Origin of the sequence: Pseudarthrobacter sulfonivorans, assembly GCF_014712225.1 — a bacterium.
GTDB lineage: Bacteria > Actinomycetota > Actinomycetes > Actinomycetales > Micrococcaceae > Arthrobacter > Arthrobacter sulfonivorans.
In genome coordinates, this window is sequence record NZ_JACXBW010000015.1 from 16,859 (window position 1) to 33,175 (window position 16,317).

The window sequence follows — 16,317 nt, forward strand, 5'->3', positions numbered from 1 at the left end:
ATGAAGCGACGTTCAGTAATGAAGTACGCGGCAGTCGCTGCGGCACTTTCCATGGGCCTGACGGCCTGCGGCGGCAGCGGCAGCAGCGACGCCAAGGAATCGGGCGTGGTCCGGGTGACGCTGGCCAACCACGTCTGGACCGAAGGCATCAAGGCAGCCATCCCCGAATTTGAGAAGTCCAGCGGCCTCAAGGTCGAGCTGACCCAGCTCGGCGAAGACCAGCTCTCAGATCAGTACAACGTCAAGCTCAACGCCGGCAGCGACGAGATCGACGTGATGATGTACCGCCCGCTCCAGGAAGGCAAGGCGTTCGCAAAGAACGGCTACCTCGCGGACCTGACCAGCAAGGTGTCCTCGGATTCCGGCTGGGACTGGAAGGACTACCAGGAGGGCCCGGTCAAGGCCACCACCGCTGACGGCAAGGTGGTGGGTGTCCCCATCATCACCGAACGTGAGGTCCTCTACTACCGCAAGGACCTGCTGAAGGCCGCCGGCCTTGAGGTTCCCAAGACCATGGACGAACTGGAAGCCGCTGCCAAGGCCATCAAGGCAGCCAACCCGGACACCGCCGGCTTCGTGGCCCGCACCGGCAAGTCCGCGGCCGTCACCCAGTTCTCCAGCTTCCTCTACAGCTTCGGTGGCGATTTCACCGATTCCAGCGGCAAGTCCACCATCAACTCGGATGCTGCCAAAAAGGCCTACAGCTTCTACGGCGGCCTGATCAAGAACTACGGCCCGGCCAACGTCAGCACCGACATGAGCTGGCCCGAGGCAATGGCCATCTTCACGCAGGGCAAGGCCGCCTTCTACACCGAGGCTGACTCGCTCTACAAGAACGCCACGGACCCGGCCAAGTCCAAGGTTGCCGACACTGTCGGGTTCGCTGCCCTGCCCGCTGGCCCCGCCGGTTCCAAGCCGTACAACATCCCGTCCTGGGGCCTCGCCGTGAACCAGGCGTCGGGCAACCAGGACAACGCCTGGAAGTTCATCCAGTGGGCCACGAGCAAGGAACGCACGCTGGCGGCACAGAAGGCCGGCGTCCCCGGACCCCGCGCCTCCGTCTGGGCCAACTCAGAAGGCACGTCCACGTACCCGAAGGACCTCGCAGAAGCGATCGCGGTCAGCGCCGAGAACGGCATCGGCCACGACCGTCCTGAGGTAGTTACCGTAGGCAAGGCACGCGAAATCGTGGGTGAGCCGATCGTTGCCAGCATCACCGGCGCCGACGCTGCCGCTGCGGCCGACTCGGCCCACGATGCCTTCCAGAAGTTCCTGGACAGCGAAAAGAAATAGCGCACCCCGTGCACCAGGGCCGGCACCCTCAAGCCCGGTGCACCACATAGCAGGGGCGGGAGGGCAGCGACGCTGCCCTCCCGCCCCGGCCACACTTCACCCCCCAACTCTTTAGGTGAACCATGTCTGTAATGACTTCTCCCCGCAGCGCAGCCCGGAAATCAGGGCGTGCCCCCAGCGGCCGCGACAAATTCTCTGACTGGGCCAACAAACTGGGCCAACAAACACCGCAAGTGGCTGTTCGCGGCTCCGGCGATGGCCTTCGTCGGCATCCTGATTATTTTCCCGCTGGCCTGGACCCTGTACCTGAGCCTCACCGATTCGCAGGGCTCCGTCCGGGCCGCCACCGACTTCATCGGCCTCGAAAACTACATGACGGTCCTGTCCGACGTCGAACGCTTCTGGCCTGCGGTGGGCCGCACCCTGACGTTCACCGGCATTGCCCTGGTTTGTGAAGTGGTCCTCGGCATGGGCATCGCGTTGCTGCTCTGGCGTCCGTTCCGCGGCGAAAAGTGGGTGCGCGTGGCCATCCTGCTGCCGCTCGTGGCAACCCCGGTGGCCGTGGGCATGATGTGGCGGCTGATCTTCGACCCCAACATCGGGTTCGCGAACCAGCTCCTCGGCGCTGTGGGCATCCCCGCCCAGCCCTGGCTGTCAGGCCAGGACACCGCGCTCGGCACCACCATCTTCATGGACGTCTGGCAGTGGACCCCCATGGTTGTCCTGATCCTGCTGGCCGGCCTGACGTCCCTTTCCGAGGAGCCCGATGAGGCAGCCCGGATGGACGGCGCCAACGCCTTCCAACGCTTCTTCTTCATTACCCTCCCGCTGATGATGCCCACGGTGATCGTGGCCATCCTGCTCCGGGGCATCGACGCCCTGAAGACCTTCGACATCCTGTACGCCACCAAGGGCAAGGGCGGCGGGTCCTTCCACGAGGTGGAGACGCTGAACGTCTACGCCTACGGCCTGAGCTTCGACTACAACCAGTACGGGCTGTCCTCCGCGGTGCTGATCCTGTTCTTCATGATCATCATCGGCTCCATGTGGCTGCTGACCATGCGCAAGAAAGCGGGAAGCAAATGACCGTACTGACCGAAAACCCATCCTCGGCCGGGCAGCCGCAGCCGCTCCGCCGCCCCAGGAAGCCCCTCGGGACCCGCGCCTACAAGGTCTTCCGCGTGGTAGCCCTGATCGCCGTGGTGCTGTTCCTGATCGCGCCCCTGATCTGGATGCTGCTCGCTTCGCTGAAGACCAATGTGGACATCTACGACACCGCGAAGTCGTTCATCTTCAGCCCGACGTTCGAGAACTACGCGAACGTCCTCCAGCGCAACAACTACTTCGTCTTCATCTTCAACAGCTTCTGGGTGGCGTTCGTCTCCACCGCCCTCTCGCTGGTGCTGGGCGTCCCGGCCGCGTACGCCATGAGCCGGTTCACCATGCACCGTTCAGCCCTGGTGGTCCTGATGGCCCGCGTCATCCCCGGCGTTTCGCTGCTGGTGCCCTGGTACTACGTGTTCTCCAACCTGAAAATGGTGGGCGGCTTCGAGGTGCTGATCCTCAGCCACATGTTCGTCGCGCTGCCGCTGATCGTATACATCATGATGAGCTACTTCGACTCCCTCCCGCTGGAACTGGAGGAATCGGCCCAGGTGGACGGGCTCACCCCTATCGGCGCGTTCCAGCGCATCACGCTGCCGCTTTCGGTAGCGGGCATGGCCACTGCCGGCATCCTGTCGTTCATCTTCTCGTGGAACAACTTCATGTTCGCCCTGGTGCTGTCCGGGTCGAAAACGAAGACGCTGCCCGTGGCGATCTTCGACTTCGTCTCCTACGCCAGCATCGACTGGGGCGGACTCATGGCAGCGGCCACCGTGGTGACCATCCCCATCATGATCATTGCGCTCTTCACGCAGAAATACATCGTGTCCGGCATGACCGCCGGCGCTACTAAGGGCTAGGCCGCATGACAATCATCAGCAGAATCGAAACCTTCCTGGTCGCGCCGCGGTGGCTGTTTGTCCGGATCGAGACCGAGAGCGGCATCGTCGGCTGGGGCGAGGCAACCTGCGAGGGGCGCAGCGAAACGGTGCGCACCGCCGTCGAACAGCTCTCCGAGCTGCTCATCGGCAATGACGCCCTCCGCATCGAGGACCACTGGCAGGTCATGACCAAGGGCTCCTTCTACCGCGGCGGACCCATCCTGGCCAGCGCGGTTTCCGGGCTGGACCAGGCCCTCTGGGACATCGCCGGCAAACACTTCAACACCCCCGTGCACCAGCTCCTGGGCGGCCATGTCCGTGACAGGATCCGGATGTACGGCTGGGTGGGCGGGGACGAGCCCAACGAGGTTGCCGACCAGATCAGCGCCCAGCTGGAAGTGGGCCTCACCGCCGTCAAGATGAACGCCAGCGGCCGGATGAGCCCGGTCGCCTCGGTTGCGGAGATCGACGGCGTGGTGCAGCGTGTTGCCGCAGCCCGCGAAGTGCTGGGTGACCACCGCGACGTCGCCGTGGACTTCCACGGCCGCTTCAGCCTGGCCAACGCCCGGCGGGTGGCACCGCTGCTGGAACCTTACCGGCCATTCTTCCTCGAGGAGCCGGTGGTGCCGGAAAACACGCACCTGCTGCGCGAATTCACATCATCCACCACCACGCCGGTGTCCACCGGCGAGCGGCTCTACAGCCGGCAGGAATTCCTGCCGGCGCTGCAGGCCGGCATCGCTGTGGCCCAGCCGGACCTCTCCCACGCCGGCGGCATCACCGAGGTACGGAAGATCGCCTCGCTGGCGGAAATCTACGACGTCCAGCTCGCCCCGCACTGCCCGCTTGGCCCGCTCGCCCTGGCAGCTTGCCTGCAGGTTGGCTTCGCAACACCCAACTTCCTCATCCAGGAACAGAGCATCGGCATCCACTACAACAAGGGCGCCGAAGTCCTGGACTACGTGGTGGACAAAACCCCGCTCAAGTTCGTGGACGGCCACATTGAACGGCTGACCGGACCCGGCCTCGGCATCGAAATCGACGAAGCGGTGGTCCGTGCCGCCGACAAGCGCGGCCACACCTGGCGCGGGCCCGTCTGGCGCCACGCGGACGGAGCCTTCGCAGAATGGTGAACAACATGACTGACAGCAGCAGCACACCCGAAACCCTGCTGGCCGGCATCAAGGCGGCCAGGCTGGTGGCGATCGTACGCGGTACCGACGGCGGGGCCGCCGCCAAAGCGGCGCTCGCTGCGATGGAGGAGGGCTTCCGGTTCGTCGAAATCGCCCTGACCACTCCCGGTGCCCTCGAAGCGATCCGCGAGGTCCGCGCCGCGGCTCCGGCCGGCTGCTACGTCGGCGGGGGAACCGTGCTGACAGTGCAGGACGTGGACAACGTGGCCGAAGCGGGCGGCCAGTTCATGGTGACGCCGGCCCTGGCCGCATCAATCGCGGAGTCCGCCCGGCAAGGGGTTCCTGTCCTGGCCGGTGCCCTCACCCCGAGTGAGGCGTATGAGGCCATGAACCGCGGCGCCACCGCGGTCAAGCTCTTCCCCGCGTCCATCGGCGGCCCCGGCTACCTCAAGGCGTTGCGCGATCCGTTCCCCGAAATCCCCTTCATCCCGGTGGGCGGAGTGGGGCTTGACGAAGCGGCCGGCTACTGGGAAACCGGGGCGATCGCCGTCGGGCTCGGGGGACCCCTGTTCGGAAACGCCGGTTCCGGCGGCGACCTGGCGCCCATGCGCGAACGGGCCCGGGCGTTTGTGGACCTGGCGGGAGCTTTCACCCGCCGGACCGCCGCAGCGGGCGTGCGGTGAGCGCCGCCGTCGACCTTTTGACGTTCGGCGAGTCCATGGTCTCGCTGCGCTCGGCCGGGCCGCTGTCCGCCGGCGGCGCCCTGGCCATGCACGTGGCCGGTGCTGAATCGAACGTTGCCGTGGGGGTTGCCCGCCTGGGCCACAGCGTCAGCTGGGCCGGTGTTGTTGGTGCGGATCCGCACGGCGAATACATCCTGCGGCAGCTCCGCGCCGAGGGAATCCAGGTCTCGCACCGGGTGGACGCCGGGCGAAGCACCGGCGTGATGTTCCTGGAACAGCGGACAGCCGACTTAACCCGCGCGTTCTACTACCGCGCCGGTTCCGCGGGCTCCACCATCAAACGCGAAGACATTGACCATGCCCTGAACGCGGGCCCGCGCGTCCTGCACCTGACGGGCATCACCGCCGCGCTCAGCGCGGAAGCCCGTGGGGCGCTGGAGTACGCTGCAGAGCGCGCCGCCGCCGAGGGCGTGGTGGTCTCACTCGACGTCAATTACCGCAGCAAGCTCTGGACCCGGGAGGAGGCGCGCGCCGTGCTGGCCCCCCTCGCCCGGCACGCGGACATCCTGATAGCGTCCGACGACGAACTTGACCTTGTCGCGTCCGCCGCCTCGGGTGGTGCCAGGTCCGACAACGCCGAAACGGCTCTCGCTGATGAGCTCCTCGGCCGCGGGGTCACCGAGGTGGTGGTCAAGCGGGGTGCCGCCGGCGCCGGCGTCCACACCGCCGCCGGACGGTTCGAGGCAGCAGCCGTCGCCGTGACCAGCATCGACACTGTCGGCGCCGGGGACGCGTTCACAGCCGGCTACCTCTCCGCACTGCTCGACGGCGGCGACGTACCCGCGCGGCTGGAGCGCGGCACGGTGATGGGGGCTTTCGCCGTCAGCACTGCCGGCGACTGGGAGGGACTTCCCAGCCGGGACGAGCTGCCGATGCTGGCAGCCACCCAGAGCGGCGCCACCGTCCGCTGACTGCCATCCGGGCGTGAGGCCGGGACTCCCTTAGAGGTCGGTGCTGAGGCTGAGGTCCCGCCACGCGTCCAGTTCGGCGCGTTCTGCCTCGGCAACGGCGGCAAACGCGCCGAAAGCGTCGTTGCCGAGCACCAACAGCGACGGCGGGTTCGGGCTTTCAGCGACCGCGAGGATGGCTTCGGCGGCTTTGGCCGGATCGCCCGGCTGGGTGCCGTGCATCGTGTCGTTCTCCTTGCGGCGCTTGCCCGCCGTCTCCGCGTAGTCCTCGATCGGCTTCGCCGACTGGGTCAGGGAGCGGCCGGCGAAGTCGGTTCGGAACGCGCCGGGCTCCACAACGGTGACGCTGATTCCGAGTGGCTGCAGCTCTTTGTGGAGGGAACCGGACAGGCCCTCCAGAGCCGCCTTGGTTGCGGAGTAGTATCCGGATCCGGCCGGTTTGATGCGGGCTCCGATGGACGAGATGTTCACGATGGACCCGGACCTTTGCGCGCGCATGTCCGGCAGGACTGCCTTGATCATGTCCACAGTGCCGAAAACGTTCGTGTCGAACAATTGCCGGATGTCGGCGTCGTCCGCTTCTTCAACCGCGGCACGGTAGCCGTAGCCCGCATTGTTGACCAGAACGTCGATCCCGCCGAAACGGGCCTTGGCCTGGTCCACGGCCAAGGTGATCTGCGCCCGATCGGTGACGTCCAGAGGGAGGGCCAATGCCTTGTCCGGGTGGGCCGCTGTGATGTCTTCCACCGTGGTGACGTCGCGGGCGGTGACGACGGCGTTGTGGCCGCGGGCGAGGACTGCTTGGGCAAGTGCGCGGCCGAGTCCGGTCGAGCAGCCTGTGATGAGCCAGGTAGCCATGGTTGTTTCCTTTCGGGAATGACGCTAGGGGCGGACGAGGACTTTCAGGGCTTCACGGGAATCCATGGCGCGGTAGCCGTCAGGGACCTCGTCCAGGCCGATGGTGCGGTCGAACACCTTGCCCGGGTTCACGGTGCCGTCCAGGACGCCGGGCAGCAGCGTCTCGATGTAGGCACGGACCGGGGCGGGGCCGCCCGTCAGCGTGATGTTCGGGCCGAACATGGAGCCGAATCCGATGGGTGCGTCCTCGTACTGGGGCACACCCACGCGGCTGATGACACCGCCGGGGCGGATAACGCCGAGGGCCTGGTCGTAGGCTGGCCGGTGTCCGACGCACTCGAGGACGGTATGGGTGCCGTCGCCGCCGCTGAGCTCGCGGACCTTCTCGATGCCGGCCTCGCCGCGCTCCGCGACGACGTCGGTGGCGCCGTATTCGATGCCCAGGTCGGTGCGGGCCCCGTGCCGGCCCATCAGGATGATTTGCTCGGCACCGAGTTGCTTGGCGGACAAGACCGCCATCAGCCCGACGGCACCGTCACCGATCACGGTTACGGTGGTCCGGGCGTTGACACCTGCCTTGAGGGCGGCGTGGTAGCCGGTGCCGTAGACATCAGAGAGGGTCAGCAGCGAGGGCAGCAGTTCGCTGTCCTCAGCCACCGGGGCCTTGACCAGGGTGCCATCGGCGAAGGGAACGCGGATGGCCTCTGCCTGAGCGCCGCCGATTCCGTTGCCTGCCCAAAACCCGCCGTGCCGGCAGGAGGTCTGCAGGCCTTCGCGGCAGAAATCGCAGGTCCCGTCGGACCACGCAAACGGGGCGATGACGAAGTCTCCCTTCTTCAGGGTGGCCACGTCCTTTCCGGTTTCCTCCACGACGCCGACGAACTCGTGGCCCATGGGGGATCCCTCGCTGGTGGCTTCCATGCCGTGATAGGGGTGCAGGTCAGAGCCGCAGATGCAGGAGTTGACGATCCGCACGATGGCGTCGGTGGGGTCCTGGAGGACGGGATCGGGCACATTCTCGACGCGCACGTCACCGGCGCCGTACATGATGGTTGCTCGCATGTTGTTTCCTCTCACTTCCTGGGGGCTGGGAGCCGTGAGGTTCCTTCCACCAGCCAACCGCATATTCCCCATCTGGGGGAGTACCTGTTGAGACAGGTACTGGCAGTTCCCCCCACCTGCAGCCTGATCCTGGCCTCGCCCGGTTCAGGTCCGGACTTCGAACTCCGTATGACTGTGCCTGACGCCGTTGACCTGGAGTTCCAGGGCGTGCAGCCCGGAGTGGTGTACCCGGGTTGTCATTGGTTTGAAGGCGTGGCGCTTGGCCAGCTTTCTGGTCTCGCCGGCAGCAAGCGTCAGTGCCGTCAGCTTAAAGATCTTCACGGACTGGCTGCCGTTGGCCTTCTGGTAGTGGACCGCGTAATCCACCGCCAGCCGGGCGTCCGCGGTGCCGGTGTTGGAGATCTCGAATTCGAACCCGAGGTCTTCCGGTATCGCCACCACCTGCCGGTCCAGCCGGAGTGCCGTGACAGCCACCGACGCCGGCGCGAACCCCTGGAGTGCCAGCGCACCCGGATGGCCTTTTTTGATCAGCGTCCGGAGCCCATGCCTTACCACCCAGGCAGTATTGGCATCCGGGGCAGCCAGCCAGCCTGCCGCCGTCGCCACCACCGTCTCCGGTGAATGGCGGGCCAGGTCGTTGAGGTGGTTGGCAACGGACCTGCGCACGTACTCGGAAGGGTTCCGGGCGATAAGTCGCCGGATAGCAAACTCGCCGGTGAGCCGGGGTGTCAGCTCGGCCAGGAGCGCCAGGCAGTCTGTGAAGTCTGCCGGGTCGTCCGATTCCAGGGCCAGGGTCACAGCTGCCTCGGAGACGGGCCACAGGATCCAGCCCGCAAAACCCGGATGGTCCAGGGCGCGGCGGAAGGCGCCGGCCGCCGTCGAATAGTCAGTACCCGGGACCTGCCGAAAAGCGGCCAGGAGTGCGCCGCAGACCTGGTCGGTCCTTCCGCGCAGACTGAGTTCGTCGAGCGTTGTTGCTGCCGCTGCCACACTGGACCAGCGGATGCCAGGTGCCACGCTACCCAGGATGCCGGCGAGCGCTTCAACATTCCGGCGGTTGATCAGTTCGTTCATCGCACCCATCCGGTCAGGCTACAGGGATAGTCTTCATCTCAAGGAAATCCAACGGAGCAGGGACGGAAGTCGGACGTGGCAGAGCAGGCAGGGTCAGGACAAGCAGGAAAAGGCCCGAACTGGTGGCGCATCTTCCACGACAAGTTCGTGGTGGAAGAACGCTTCATGGAGCCGGAGGCGCGCAGGGGGCTTTACCGCGCCGCGGTGATCCTGATGGGAGTGGGCACCCTGGTATTTATCGTCACGCTGGTGGGGGTGGTGCAAAGCGGCACCGGACCGTGGGGACCGGACGAACCGATCCGGGAATGGCTGCTCGGCACCCGTTCAGGGACGCTTACCGGCGTGATGATCTTCCTCGCCGTGATCTTCGGGCCGGTAGCCTTGCCCATCATCGTGCTGGTGGTCACGGTGGCGTGGGGGTTCGCGGCGAAGCACGCCTGGCGGCCCATTGTCCTGGCTGCCGCGATGCTCACGGGCGTGATCGTTTCTCAGATCATCCTGCAGATCGTGGAACGGTCCCGGCCGCCGGTGGAGCTGATGCTTTTTGGCGCCGACCATACGTTCTCGTTTCCTTCCGGCCACGTCCTGGGGGCCTGTGACTTCCTGCTGGTGGGAACGTTCCTGATCTTCTCGCGGCGGGAGAACCCACGGTCTGCCGTTCTGGGCTTTGTGGGCGCGGGAATCGGCATTGTGCTGGCCATCATGAGCCGGCTGTACCTCGGCTACCACTGGTTCAGCGATGCTCTCTCTTCCCTGTCCCTGGCGCTCGTCATCCTGGGCGCCTACATCGCCCTGGACACCTGGCGGACCGCCCGGATCCCCGGCGAACGGATCACGGGCGAGCTCTCCAAAGCCGACGCGCCGGGCGAATAGCTGCCATGGTTACCGAGCAGGACGTCCGCGGCATGTGCCTCGCGCTGCCCGGCGTCACCGAACGCAGCAGCTGGGGGCAGCCTGCCTGGTTCGCCAAGACACTCATGGCGCGCATGTGGGAGGACGGCGTGCTGACCGTCAAGACCGCGGAGCGGGAAGCGCTGGCAGGCACGGAGCCCGGAACGTATTTCTGGACCCCGCACCACGAGCGGTCACCGCAGTTGGTGCTGGTCCGGCTGGCACGGATAAACAGCGATGAACTGGGCGAACTGCTCGAAGATTCCTACCGGCTGGCGGGTGGCCGCGGGGCGTAACGGAACGGCCGACGTCGGGCGGTTCGGCGAAGCGCTACGGCTCGGGGAGTGAGCGCGCGCGTTTGAGCGCCCGGTGCAACTTGGCGTTGGCCGCCTCAAGTTCCAGGACCTTCGAGACCCCCGCCAGATTGAGGCCTTGGGCCAGCAACTCTCCGATGTGCAGGAGGACCGCGATGTCGGCGTCACTGTACTGGCGTGTGCCGCCGGATGTCCGTGCGGGTGTGAGGAGGCCGCGGGTCTCGTAGAGGCGGATGTTCTGCTGGCCTGTGCTGGCCAGCTGGGCCGCCACGGAAATGGCGTAGAGCGCCCGGCCGTCCCGGGGCTGGGGTGCACGTCCGGTGTCCGGCCCGCTCATAGTTGCTCCCAAAAATTCCTGTGAAAAGTGGCTTGCTTCAGTGTCGCACAGGTGCTATAAAAAATCTATATCCACCACCATAGATACGTGGATGGTGGGTAGCACAGAATCATTCAACTGCAAATGCTGAAGGAGTGGGAAATGATGTTGATGCGTACGGACCCGTTCCGTGAGCTGGACCGCCTCACCCAGCAGGTTTTCGGAACCGCGGCCCGGCCGGCGGCCATGCCGATGGACGCCTGGCAGGAAGACGGTCAGTTTGTGGTGGCGTTCGATCTGCCCGGGGTCAAAATCGACTCCGTGGACCTGAACGTGGAGCGGAACGTCCTGACGGTGCGGGCGGAGCGCCTTGATCCGACCCAGCCCAATGTTGAGCTGGTGGCATCGGAGCGTCCGCGCGGCGTGTTCAGCCGCCAGCTGATCCTCGGCGACACGCTGGACACGGACCGCATCAAGGCCAGCTACGACCAGGGCGTGCTGACCCTGCGGATCCCGGTGGCCGAACAGGCAAAGCCGCGCAAGATCGAGATCGAAACAAAGGGCCAGATGCACGAGATCGGGAACTAATTCCTTCCCGGGGCGCCGGCAGCCTGCAGCCGGCGCCCCGGCCCCATGCCCCTGCGAATTCTCCGGAAACCGCCATGACCAGCCAGCCGGACTACTACAACGTCCTGCGGGTGACGCCCGCTGCCAGCCAGCAGGAGATCTCCCGCGCCTACCGCGCCCTGATGCGCACCCACCATCCGGACCTCGACGGCGCCCCCGCGGATGGCGGCGAGCTACGCCGTGGCGAGCTGCTGCAGATCATGCAGGCCTTTGCGGTCCTGCGCGACCCGGAGCGGCGCGCAGCCTACGACAGGAGCCGCGCCGGCACCAGCGCGGAGGCTGCCGCGCCCACCAGCACGCGGGCTGCCGCGCCGGTGGTCATTCCGGTCCGAAAGGTCCACAAACCCGCAGGCGGCTCCGCGCACGGCCCAACCAACCCCATCAGAATCACCCCGGTCCACTGGGAAAGCGGGCCCTGGGCATAAACCGCAAGCACACCCAAGGAGCACACATGAGCGAGTGGCGTCGCTACGATTCCCATCTGATCCCCGCCTTCCATGAGCGCTTCGAAACGCGCTGGGGGAAGGGCACCGCCCCGTTCCTGGATCCCGAGGCGCACGAGGAACCGGTTCCGCGCGCGCAGTGGATCAACCCCGCAACAGGTGCGGCGCTCGCAGTGGTGCCGGTGTGGACCGCGGACGAGCGCCAGCAGCGCTCATTCGGGGTGTTCTATCTCCCGCCCGCCGGCGACATCTGGGTACTCCGGCCCGGCTACACGGGCTACCTCGAACCGGCCGACGGCGACAGCGAACACCTCGTCACCCTCCGGAACGACGCCTACCGCAAGGCCGTGGCCCACGCCAAGGAATTTCTGTTCGGTTCACAATAGGGGCTCACATTTTTCCGGGCGCAGGGAAGCCGGCACCAAGGTAGCCGGGGCCGGGACCATGCCCGGCCGCCGAATCCAAACCGCTTCCCAGCAGGCTGCGGGTGAGGGTTTCGGCGTCGGCCATCAGCTCCTCGACGGCGGCACTGAGGTGGGAGTCGGACACCGGCGCGTCTTCAAGCGCGGCCGCCACCACCGCGCGGCGGACCAGTTCGCGCGCAAAGGACGCAGTGGTTCCTTCGGTCTGTTCCGCGGCGGCAGCGAGTGCCTCAGGGCTGAAAGCCACCCGGCGGCCGTACAGTTCCAGCAGCCGGACCCGCTCGGCGTGGGCCGGCAGCGGAATTTCGACCGCGAGGTCCACCCTTCCCGGCCGCTGCGCCAGCGCCCGCTCCAGCATGTCCGGCCGGTTCGTGGTGAGCACAAACGCCACGTCGGCATCCCTGTCCAGCCCGTCCATGGCATCCAGCACCTCAAACAGCAGCGGCTGCGGCCCGTGGCCGAAGCTGCGGTCCTCGGCGATCAGGTCGCAGTCCTCCAGCACCACAATGGACGGCTGCAGCGCGCGGGCCATGCGGGCAGCCTCCGCGATCCGGGCGAGCGAACCGCCCGAGAGGAGGATCGCCGTCGAGCCTTCACTCAGGCTGAGGAGGTGGCGCACGGTGTGCGTCTTGCCCGTGCCCGGCCGGCCGTAGAGCAGGATGCCGCGTTTGAGATGCTGCCCGTGGTCCCGGAGGGACGCCCGGTGGGTGGCAATGCCTACGGTGTGGTCGGCCACCTTCTGCAGCAGCCCCTCTGGCAGGATGACGTCCGACGCCGGCAGGCCGGGGCGGTGATGGAACGTCACCCCAGCCGTGCTGGGGCCGTACTCGGACATCACCAGGGAAATGACCTGGCCCTTGAGGACGCTGTTGTTGTCCATCCGGCGGCGGAACTCGGCCAGGAACTCCGTGGCCGTGTCCGGGCTGCCGGCCATCACCTCCAGGGAAGCTGCCTGGCGTCCGGAGCGCGGTTCGGCGTTGCGCTGCAGGACTGCCAGCGGGCTCCCGCCAAACGAGAAAAGCCAGAGGCCCAGCGCCACCGCCTGCCGCTGCGTGTCCGGCCCCACCGCCAGGTTGGCGTAGTCGGGCTGGGCGAGCGGAAACTGGGGAAAGAGCTGGGACTGCTGCACCATGTCGCTGAAGGACTGGTGGTGACGCTGGCCGCCGCCGCCAATGCCCACCAGCCGGCTGGCAGGGTCCCGGGCGGCGAGTTCCGCCATCACGATGTCGGCGTCCACAAACCGGTGCGGCGGAATCACCTCCTCCACCACGGACAGCCCCTCAGCGGGCGCCCTGAGGTGCGCAGTCAATGCGGGAAGCAGCTGCAGGCCTTTCTGCTGCCGGTAGCTTCCGGCCTGCGCCAGCTGGACCAATGCGCCAAAGTCGTCGATGAACTTCCCCAGTTTTTCATCCATGCCCAGACCCTAGCAGCCCACCTCGCGAGGGGGTGCCCGGGTATAGCATTCTGAGTTGTATCCGTTCCGCGTATTCTCATCACAAAGGGCTGACGCCATGCATATTTCCGCCAAAGACCTGGCAGCCCTTATCCCCACCGACTTCACGTTGGGCGTGGCCACCGCGGCGTTCCAGATTGAAGGCGCGCTCACGGAAGACGGGCGTGGCCCCGCGGGCTGGGACATGTTTTCCGCCAAGGACGGCGCCATTGTGGAGAACCACAGCCCCGCCGTTGCCTGCGACCACTATCACCGCATGCCGGATGATGTGGCACTGATGAAGCAGCTCGGCGTCGACTCCTACAGGTTCTCGCTGTCCTGGTCCCGGATCCAGCCCAACGGGAGCGGCCCGGTGAACCCTGCCGGCCTGGCCTTCTACGACCGCCTCCTGGACGAGCTGCTGGCCAACGGGATTTCCCCGATGCTGACCCTCTATCACTGGGACACTCCGCTGGCATTGGACGACGCCGGCGGCTGGATGAACCGGGACACCGCCTACCGCCTGGCCGAGTTCGCCGCGATCGCCGCTGCCGCGTACGGTGACCGCGTAGCCCGGTGGTGCACCATCAACGAGCCCGCCACCGTCACTACCAACGGATATACGCTAGGCCTGCATTCGCCGGGCGAAGCCCTCATGCTCAACGCACTGCCCACCGTGCACCACCAGCTTCTTGGCCACGGGCTGGCAATGCAGGCATTGCGGGCGGCAGGGGTCCCTGGCGAGGTCGGGATGACCAACGTGTACTCGCCGATGGTCCCCAACTCGATCAACCCGCTGGACAAGATCAGTGCGGGTCTGATGGACCTCGCCCAGAACCGGCTGTATGCCGATCCGGTCCTCACGGGCAAGTATCCGGACCTCATCCGGGCGGCGAAATTCTTCGGCTCCTTCGACCACCCGGACGAAGACATGGACATCATCTCCCAGCCGCTGGATTTCTACGGGCTGAACTACTACATGCCCACGAAGGTAGCGGTGGGCCCGGGGGAGGGTGCGGTACCGGCGAGCATGGCCGAGGCCATGGGGAGTGACCTGAGTGCTGCGGGCAACGGTGCCACGCCGTTTCACGTCAAACCCTGGCCCGAAGCGGACATCACGTCCTACGGCTGGCCGGTGAAACCCGAATACATGAGGGTCGCGCTGAAAGAGATGGCGGAGCGGTATCCGAATCTTCCGCCGGTGATCATCACCGAAGGCGGAGCCAGCTTCGAGGACATCATCGTCCGGGACAAGTCCACGAACACCACATTCATCCCGGACGAGCGGCGCCTCAAGTACCTCTCGGACCATATACAGTCGGCGCTGCAGGCCACGGCGCCTGGCGGCGAAGCCGAGGCGATTGAGCTGCGCGGCTACTACGTGTGGTCGCTGATGGACAATTTCGAATGGTCCGCGGGGTACAACCAGCCGTTCGGCCTGCTGCATGTCAATCGCGAGACCCTGGAGAGGACTCCCAAGGCATCCTATTTCTGGTTCCAGGAGCTCATCGAGGAGCGGAACCTCGCGGCGGCGGCGGGTGCCGCCGTCGCGCAGGCCGCCAGTGGGGAACCCGACGATGTCGCCGTTCCGAGTGCAGCAGAAGTTCCCGACGACGGCGTGACCACCTCGGGTGCCTCCGCCTGAGTTCGGGTGCCTCCGCCTGAGTTCGGGTGCCTCCGCCTGACTTGAGGGGTCTGGCACAGGTCTCTAGAGCAGGTCAAGGACCTTAAGCTGCTTGGCCATTCCCGCGCCGTCCGTCGAATAGATCCAGGGCACTACCGAGGTGGTGTGGTCGCCGTCCTCAGAGTGCCCGCCGGCAAAGACTGACTCGCTGACAGAGAGTTGCCGGATGGCGATTGCGGCCACCTTGTCGCCGTGGTCCTGGGCGAACCCGGAGTAGATCTCCTCATCGTGCTGGCCGTTGTCGCCGATCAGGAGCCAGCGCATATCCGGGAATTCCTTGGCCAGGCGTTCCAGGTTGCGGTGCTTGTGCTCCCGCCCGCTGCGGAACCAGCGGTCCTGGGTCAGGCCCCAGTCCGTAAGCAACAGGGCGCCGGAGGGGTACATGTTCCGGCTCAGGAACCGCTTCAACGTGGGGGCGGCGTTCCAGGGACCCGTGGACAGGTAGATGACCGGGGCGTCAGGGTGTTCAATGGTGAGCCGATCCAGCAGGACCGCCATCCCCGGGGTGGCCATACGTGCCCTCTCACTGAGCACAAACGTGTTCCACAGTGCCAGGAACGGCCGTGGCAGGGCGGTTACCATCACGGTGTCGTCGATGTCGGAGACGATGCCGAATTTGGCGTTGGCATCGATCACCTGGATGAGCGTCTCCACGGGTTCGGTCCCGTCGGCCTGCAGGATGGCGGTGTGCCACCCGGGGGAAAGCTTCACGTCCACCACCGTGTCGATCAGCCCGCCACGGTCTGCCATGACCCGGGTGGTGACGCCGCCGATGGTTATGGCCACACCAATGTGCTGTACGGGAGCGCTGGTGAAGGCCCGCCAGCCGCGGACGTTCTGGGTGCCGTTGAGCGCTGCGTGTTCAGCCGCGCTGCCGGGCGCGGGCTTCTTGGTCAGCAGGACCCGGCCAAGGACGCGCACCCACCCGGTGGAGGATCCGTAGCCCTGGTACGCGATGGTCTGCGGCGCGAAATTCCAGCGTCCGGCGAGCCTGATGCGCGTGCCGTTGACGGTGTCCGAAATCCGGTGAGCAAGTCGGAACAGCTGCCTGCCGGACAGCGGTGCCGGAGGCGGAGTGTTTTGCGGTGCGTTCTGAGGAGCCCTGTCCATGTCTCCACTCTGCCACAGCGCA

General features: G+C 66.3%; 18 protein-coding genes. 12 read left to right on the plus strand and 6 right to left on the minus strand.

The features are described 5' to 3' along the window. The 6 genes from IAQ70_RS17455 (at position 1) to IAQ70_RS17480 (ending at position 6,065) form a co-directional block, all read left to right on the plus strand. On the plus strand, positions 1-1,293 hold the full coding sequence (locus IAQ70_RS17455; protein ID WP_190990591.1) for an ABC transporter substrate-binding protein: 1,293 nt from the start codon (positions 1-3) through the stop codon (positions 1,291-1,293). A gap of 255 nt (positions 1,294-1,548) precedes the next feature. Beyond that, positions 1,549-2,379, plus strand: a complete 831-nt coding sequence (locus IAQ70_RS17460; RefSeq protein WP_190990592.1) for a carbohydrate ABC transporter permease — start codon at positions 1,549-1,551, stop codon at positions 2,377-2,379. Further along, positions 2,376-3,257, plus strand: coding sequence for a carbohydrate ABC transporter permease (locus IAQ70_RS17465; protein WP_190990593.1), 882 nt, complete (start codon positions 2,376-2,378; stop codon positions 3,255-3,257). Before IAQ70_RS17460 ends, IAQ70_RS17465 begins: the two co-directional genes overlap by 4 nt. A gap of 5 nt (positions 3,258-3,262) precedes the next feature. Beyond that, a complete protein-coding gene (gene dgoD, locus IAQ70_RS17470; protein WP_190990594.1) occupies positions 3,263-4,411 on the plus strand; it encodes a galactonate dehydratase in 1,149 nt (382 codons plus the stop codon). Between the two features lie 5 nt (positions 4,412-4,416). Then, complete coding sequence (locus tag IAQ70_RS17475; RefSeq protein ID WP_190990595.1) at positions 4,417-5,094, plus strand: bifunctional 4-hydroxy-2-oxoglutarate aldolase/2-dehydro-3-deoxy-phosphogluconate aldolase; 678 nt, start codon at positions 4,417-4,419, stop codon at positions 5,092-5,094. Then, complete coding sequence (locus IAQ70_RS17480) at positions 5,091-6,065, plus strand: sugar kinase (RefSeq protein ID WP_317983698.1); 975 nt, start codon at positions 5,091-5,093, stop codon at positions 6,063-6,065. The genes IAQ70_RS17475 and IAQ70_RS17480 overlap by 4 nt, the downstream gene beginning before the upstream one ends. Before the next feature lie 30 nt (positions 6,066-6,095). On the opposite strand, the gene IAQ70_RS17485 is transcribed toward IAQ70_RS17480, so the two are convergent. The 3 genes from IAQ70_RS17485 to IAQ70_RS17495 form a co-directional block, all read right to left on the minus strand. Next, complete coding sequence (locus IAQ70_RS17485; protein WP_190990596.1) at positions 6,096-6,920, minus strand: oxidoreductase; 825 nt, start codon at positions 6,918-6,920, stop codon at positions 6,096-6,098. Positions 6,921-6,944: 24 nt separating this feature from the next. Next, positions 6,945-7,982 carry a zinc-dependent alcohol dehydrogenase family protein gene (locus tag IAQ70_RS17490; RefSeq protein ID WP_190990597.1) on the minus strand — a complete coding sequence of 346 codons (1,038 nt, stop codon included), beginning with the start codon at positions 7,980-7,982 and terminating at the stop codon, positions 6,945-6,947. 144 nt (positions 7,983-8,126) lie between these two features. Next, entirely contained in the window at positions 8,127-9,056 is a 930-nt protein-coding gene (locus IAQ70_RS17495) for a DNA alkylation repair protein (RefSeq protein ID WP_223860273.1), read from the minus strand. Positions 9,057-9,131: 75 nt separating this feature from the next. Between IAQ70_RS17495 and IAQ70_RS17500 the strand changes: the two genes are divergently transcribed. Together IAQ70_RS17500 and IAQ70_RS17505 are read left to right on the plus strand one after the other, a co-directional pair. Next, positions 9,132-9,929, plus strand: coding sequence for a phosphatase PAP2 family protein (locus tag IAQ70_RS17500; protein ID WP_317983699.1), 798 nt, complete (start codon positions 9,132-9,134; stop codon positions 9,927-9,929). 5 nt (positions 9,930-9,934) lie between these two features. After that, on the plus strand, positions 9,935-10,243 hold the full coding sequence (locus tag IAQ70_RS17505; RefSeq protein WP_190990599.1) for an MmcQ/YjbR family DNA-binding protein: 309 nt from the start codon (positions 9,935-9,937) through the stop codon (positions 10,241-10,243). Between the two features lie 34 nt (positions 10,244-10,277). Here the strand turns inward: IAQ70_RS17505 and IAQ70_RS17510 are convergent, their stop codons facing one another. Further along, positions 10,278-10,598, minus strand: coding sequence for a MerR family transcriptional regulator (locus IAQ70_RS17510; protein WP_190990600.1), 321 nt, complete (start codon positions 10,596-10,598; stop codon positions 10,278-10,280). 144 nt (positions 10,599-10,742) lie between these two features. On the opposite strand from IAQ70_RS17510, the gene IAQ70_RS17515 reads away from it, so the two are divergent. The 3 genes from IAQ70_RS17515 to IAQ70_RS17525 all read left to right on the plus strand — a co-directional run bounded on the left by IAQ70_RS17515 (position 10,743) and on the right by IAQ70_RS17525 (position 12,033). Then, positions 10,743-11,165 (plus strand): Hsp20/alpha crystallin family protein, encoded by a 423-nt coding sequence (locus IAQ70_RS17515; protein ID WP_190990732.1) that lies wholly within the window; start codon positions 10,743-10,745, stop codon positions 11,163-11,165. A 74-nt stretch (positions 11,166-11,239) separates the two neighbouring features. Next, positions 11,240-11,629 (plus strand): J domain-containing protein, encoded by a 390-nt coding sequence (locus IAQ70_RS17520; protein WP_190990601.1) that lies wholly within the window; start codon positions 11,240-11,242, stop codon positions 11,627-11,629. Positions 11,630-11,655: 26 nt separating this feature from the next. After that, entirely contained in the window at positions 11,656-12,033 is a 378-nt protein-coding gene (locus tag IAQ70_RS17525; RefSeq protein ID WP_190990602.1) for a hypothetical protein, read from the plus strand. Positions 12,034-12,037: 4 nt separating this feature from the next. Here IAQ70_RS17525 and IAQ70_RS17530 read toward each other — a convergent pair whose 3' ends face one another. Continuing rightward, the gene (locus IAQ70_RS17530; RefSeq protein WP_190990603.1) at positions 12,038-13,483 is read right to left on the minus strand and encodes an AAA family ATPase; all 1,446 of its coding nucleotides are present in this window, start codon (positions 13,481-13,483) and stop codon (positions 12,038-12,040) included. Between the two features lie 97 nt (positions 13,484-13,580). On the opposite strand from IAQ70_RS17530, the gene IAQ70_RS17535 reads away from it, so the two are divergent. Beyond that, complete coding sequence (locus IAQ70_RS17535; RefSeq protein WP_190990604.1) at positions 13,581-15,146, plus strand: glycoside hydrolase family 1 protein; 1,566 nt, start codon at positions 13,581-13,583, stop codon at positions 15,144-15,146. Positions 15,147-15,209: 63 nt separating this feature from the next. Here the strand turns inward: IAQ70_RS17535 and IAQ70_RS17540 are convergent, their stop codons facing one another. After that, the gene (locus tag IAQ70_RS17540; protein ID WP_190990605.1) at positions 15,210-16,295 is read right to left on the minus strand and encodes an App1 family protein; all 1,086 of its coding nucleotides are present in this window, start codon (positions 16,293-16,295) and stop codon (positions 15,210-15,212) included. Positions 16,296-16,317: the final 22 nt, after the last annotated feature.

Excerpts from the sequence above, each read along its gene's own strand:
- IAQ70_RS17455 (WP_190990591.1), top strand. The coding sequence starts at position 1 with ATGAAGCGACGTTCAGTAATGAAGTACGCGGCAGTCGCTGCGGCACTT.
- IAQ70_RS17460 (WP_190990592.1), top strand. The coding sequence starts at position 1,549 with ATGGCCTTCGTCGGCATCCTGATTATTTTCCCGCTGGCCTGGACCCTG.
- IAQ70_RS17465 (WP_190990593.1), top strand. The coding sequence starts at position 2,376 with ATGACCGTACTGACCGAAAACCCATCCTCGGCCGGGCAGCCGCAGCCG.
- dgoD (WP_190990594.1), top strand. The coding sequence starts at position 3,263 with ATGACAATCATCAGCAGAATCGAAACCTTCCTGGTCGCGCCGCGGTGG.
- IAQ70_RS17475 (WP_190990595.1), top strand. The coding sequence starts at position 4,417 with ATGACTGACAGCAGCAGCACACCCGAAACCCTGCTGGCCGGCATCAAG.
- IAQ70_RS17485 (WP_190990596.1), bottom strand. The coding sequence starts at position 6,920 with ATGGCTACCTGGCTCATCACAGGCTGCTCGACCGGACTCGGCCGCGCA.
- IAQ70_RS17490 (WP_190990597.1), bottom strand. The coding sequence starts at position 7,982 with ATGCGAGCAACCATCATGTACGGCGCCGGTGACGTGCGCGTCGAGAAT.
- IAQ70_RS17495 (WP_223860273.1), bottom strand. The coding sequence starts at position 9,056 with ATGAACGAACTGATCAACCGCCGGAATGTTGAAGCGCTCGCCGGCATC.
- IAQ70_RS17505 (WP_190990599.1), top strand. The coding sequence starts at position 9,935 with ATGGTTACCGAGCAGGACGTCCGCGGCATGTGCCTCGCGCTGCCCGGC.
- IAQ70_RS17510 (WP_190990600.1), bottom strand. The coding sequence starts at position 10,598 with ATGAGCGGGCCGGACACCGGACGTGCACCCCAGCCCCGGGACGGCCGG.
- IAQ70_RS17515 (WP_190990732.1), top strand. The coding sequence starts at position 10,743 with ATGTTGATGCGTACGGACCCGTTCCGTGAGCTGGACCGCCTCACCCAG.
- IAQ70_RS17520 (WP_190990601.1), top strand. The coding sequence starts at position 11,240 with ATGACCAGCCAGCCGGACTACTACAACGTCCTGCGGGTGACGCCCGCT.
- IAQ70_RS17525 (WP_190990602.1), top strand. The coding sequence starts at position 11,656 with ATGAGCGAGTGGCGTCGCTACGATTCCCATCTGATCCCCGCCTTCCAT.
- IAQ70_RS17530 (WP_190990603.1), bottom strand. The coding sequence starts at position 13,483 with ATGGATGAAAAACTGGGGAAGTTCATCGACGACTTTGGCGCATTGGTC.
- IAQ70_RS17535 (WP_190990604.1), top strand. The coding sequence starts at position 13,581 with ATGCATATTTCCGCCAAAGACCTGGCAGCCCTTATCCCCACCGACTTC.
- IAQ70_RS17540 (WP_190990605.1), bottom strand. The coding sequence starts at position 16,295 with ATGGACAGGGCTCCTCAGAACGCACCGCAAAACACTCCGCCTCCGGCA.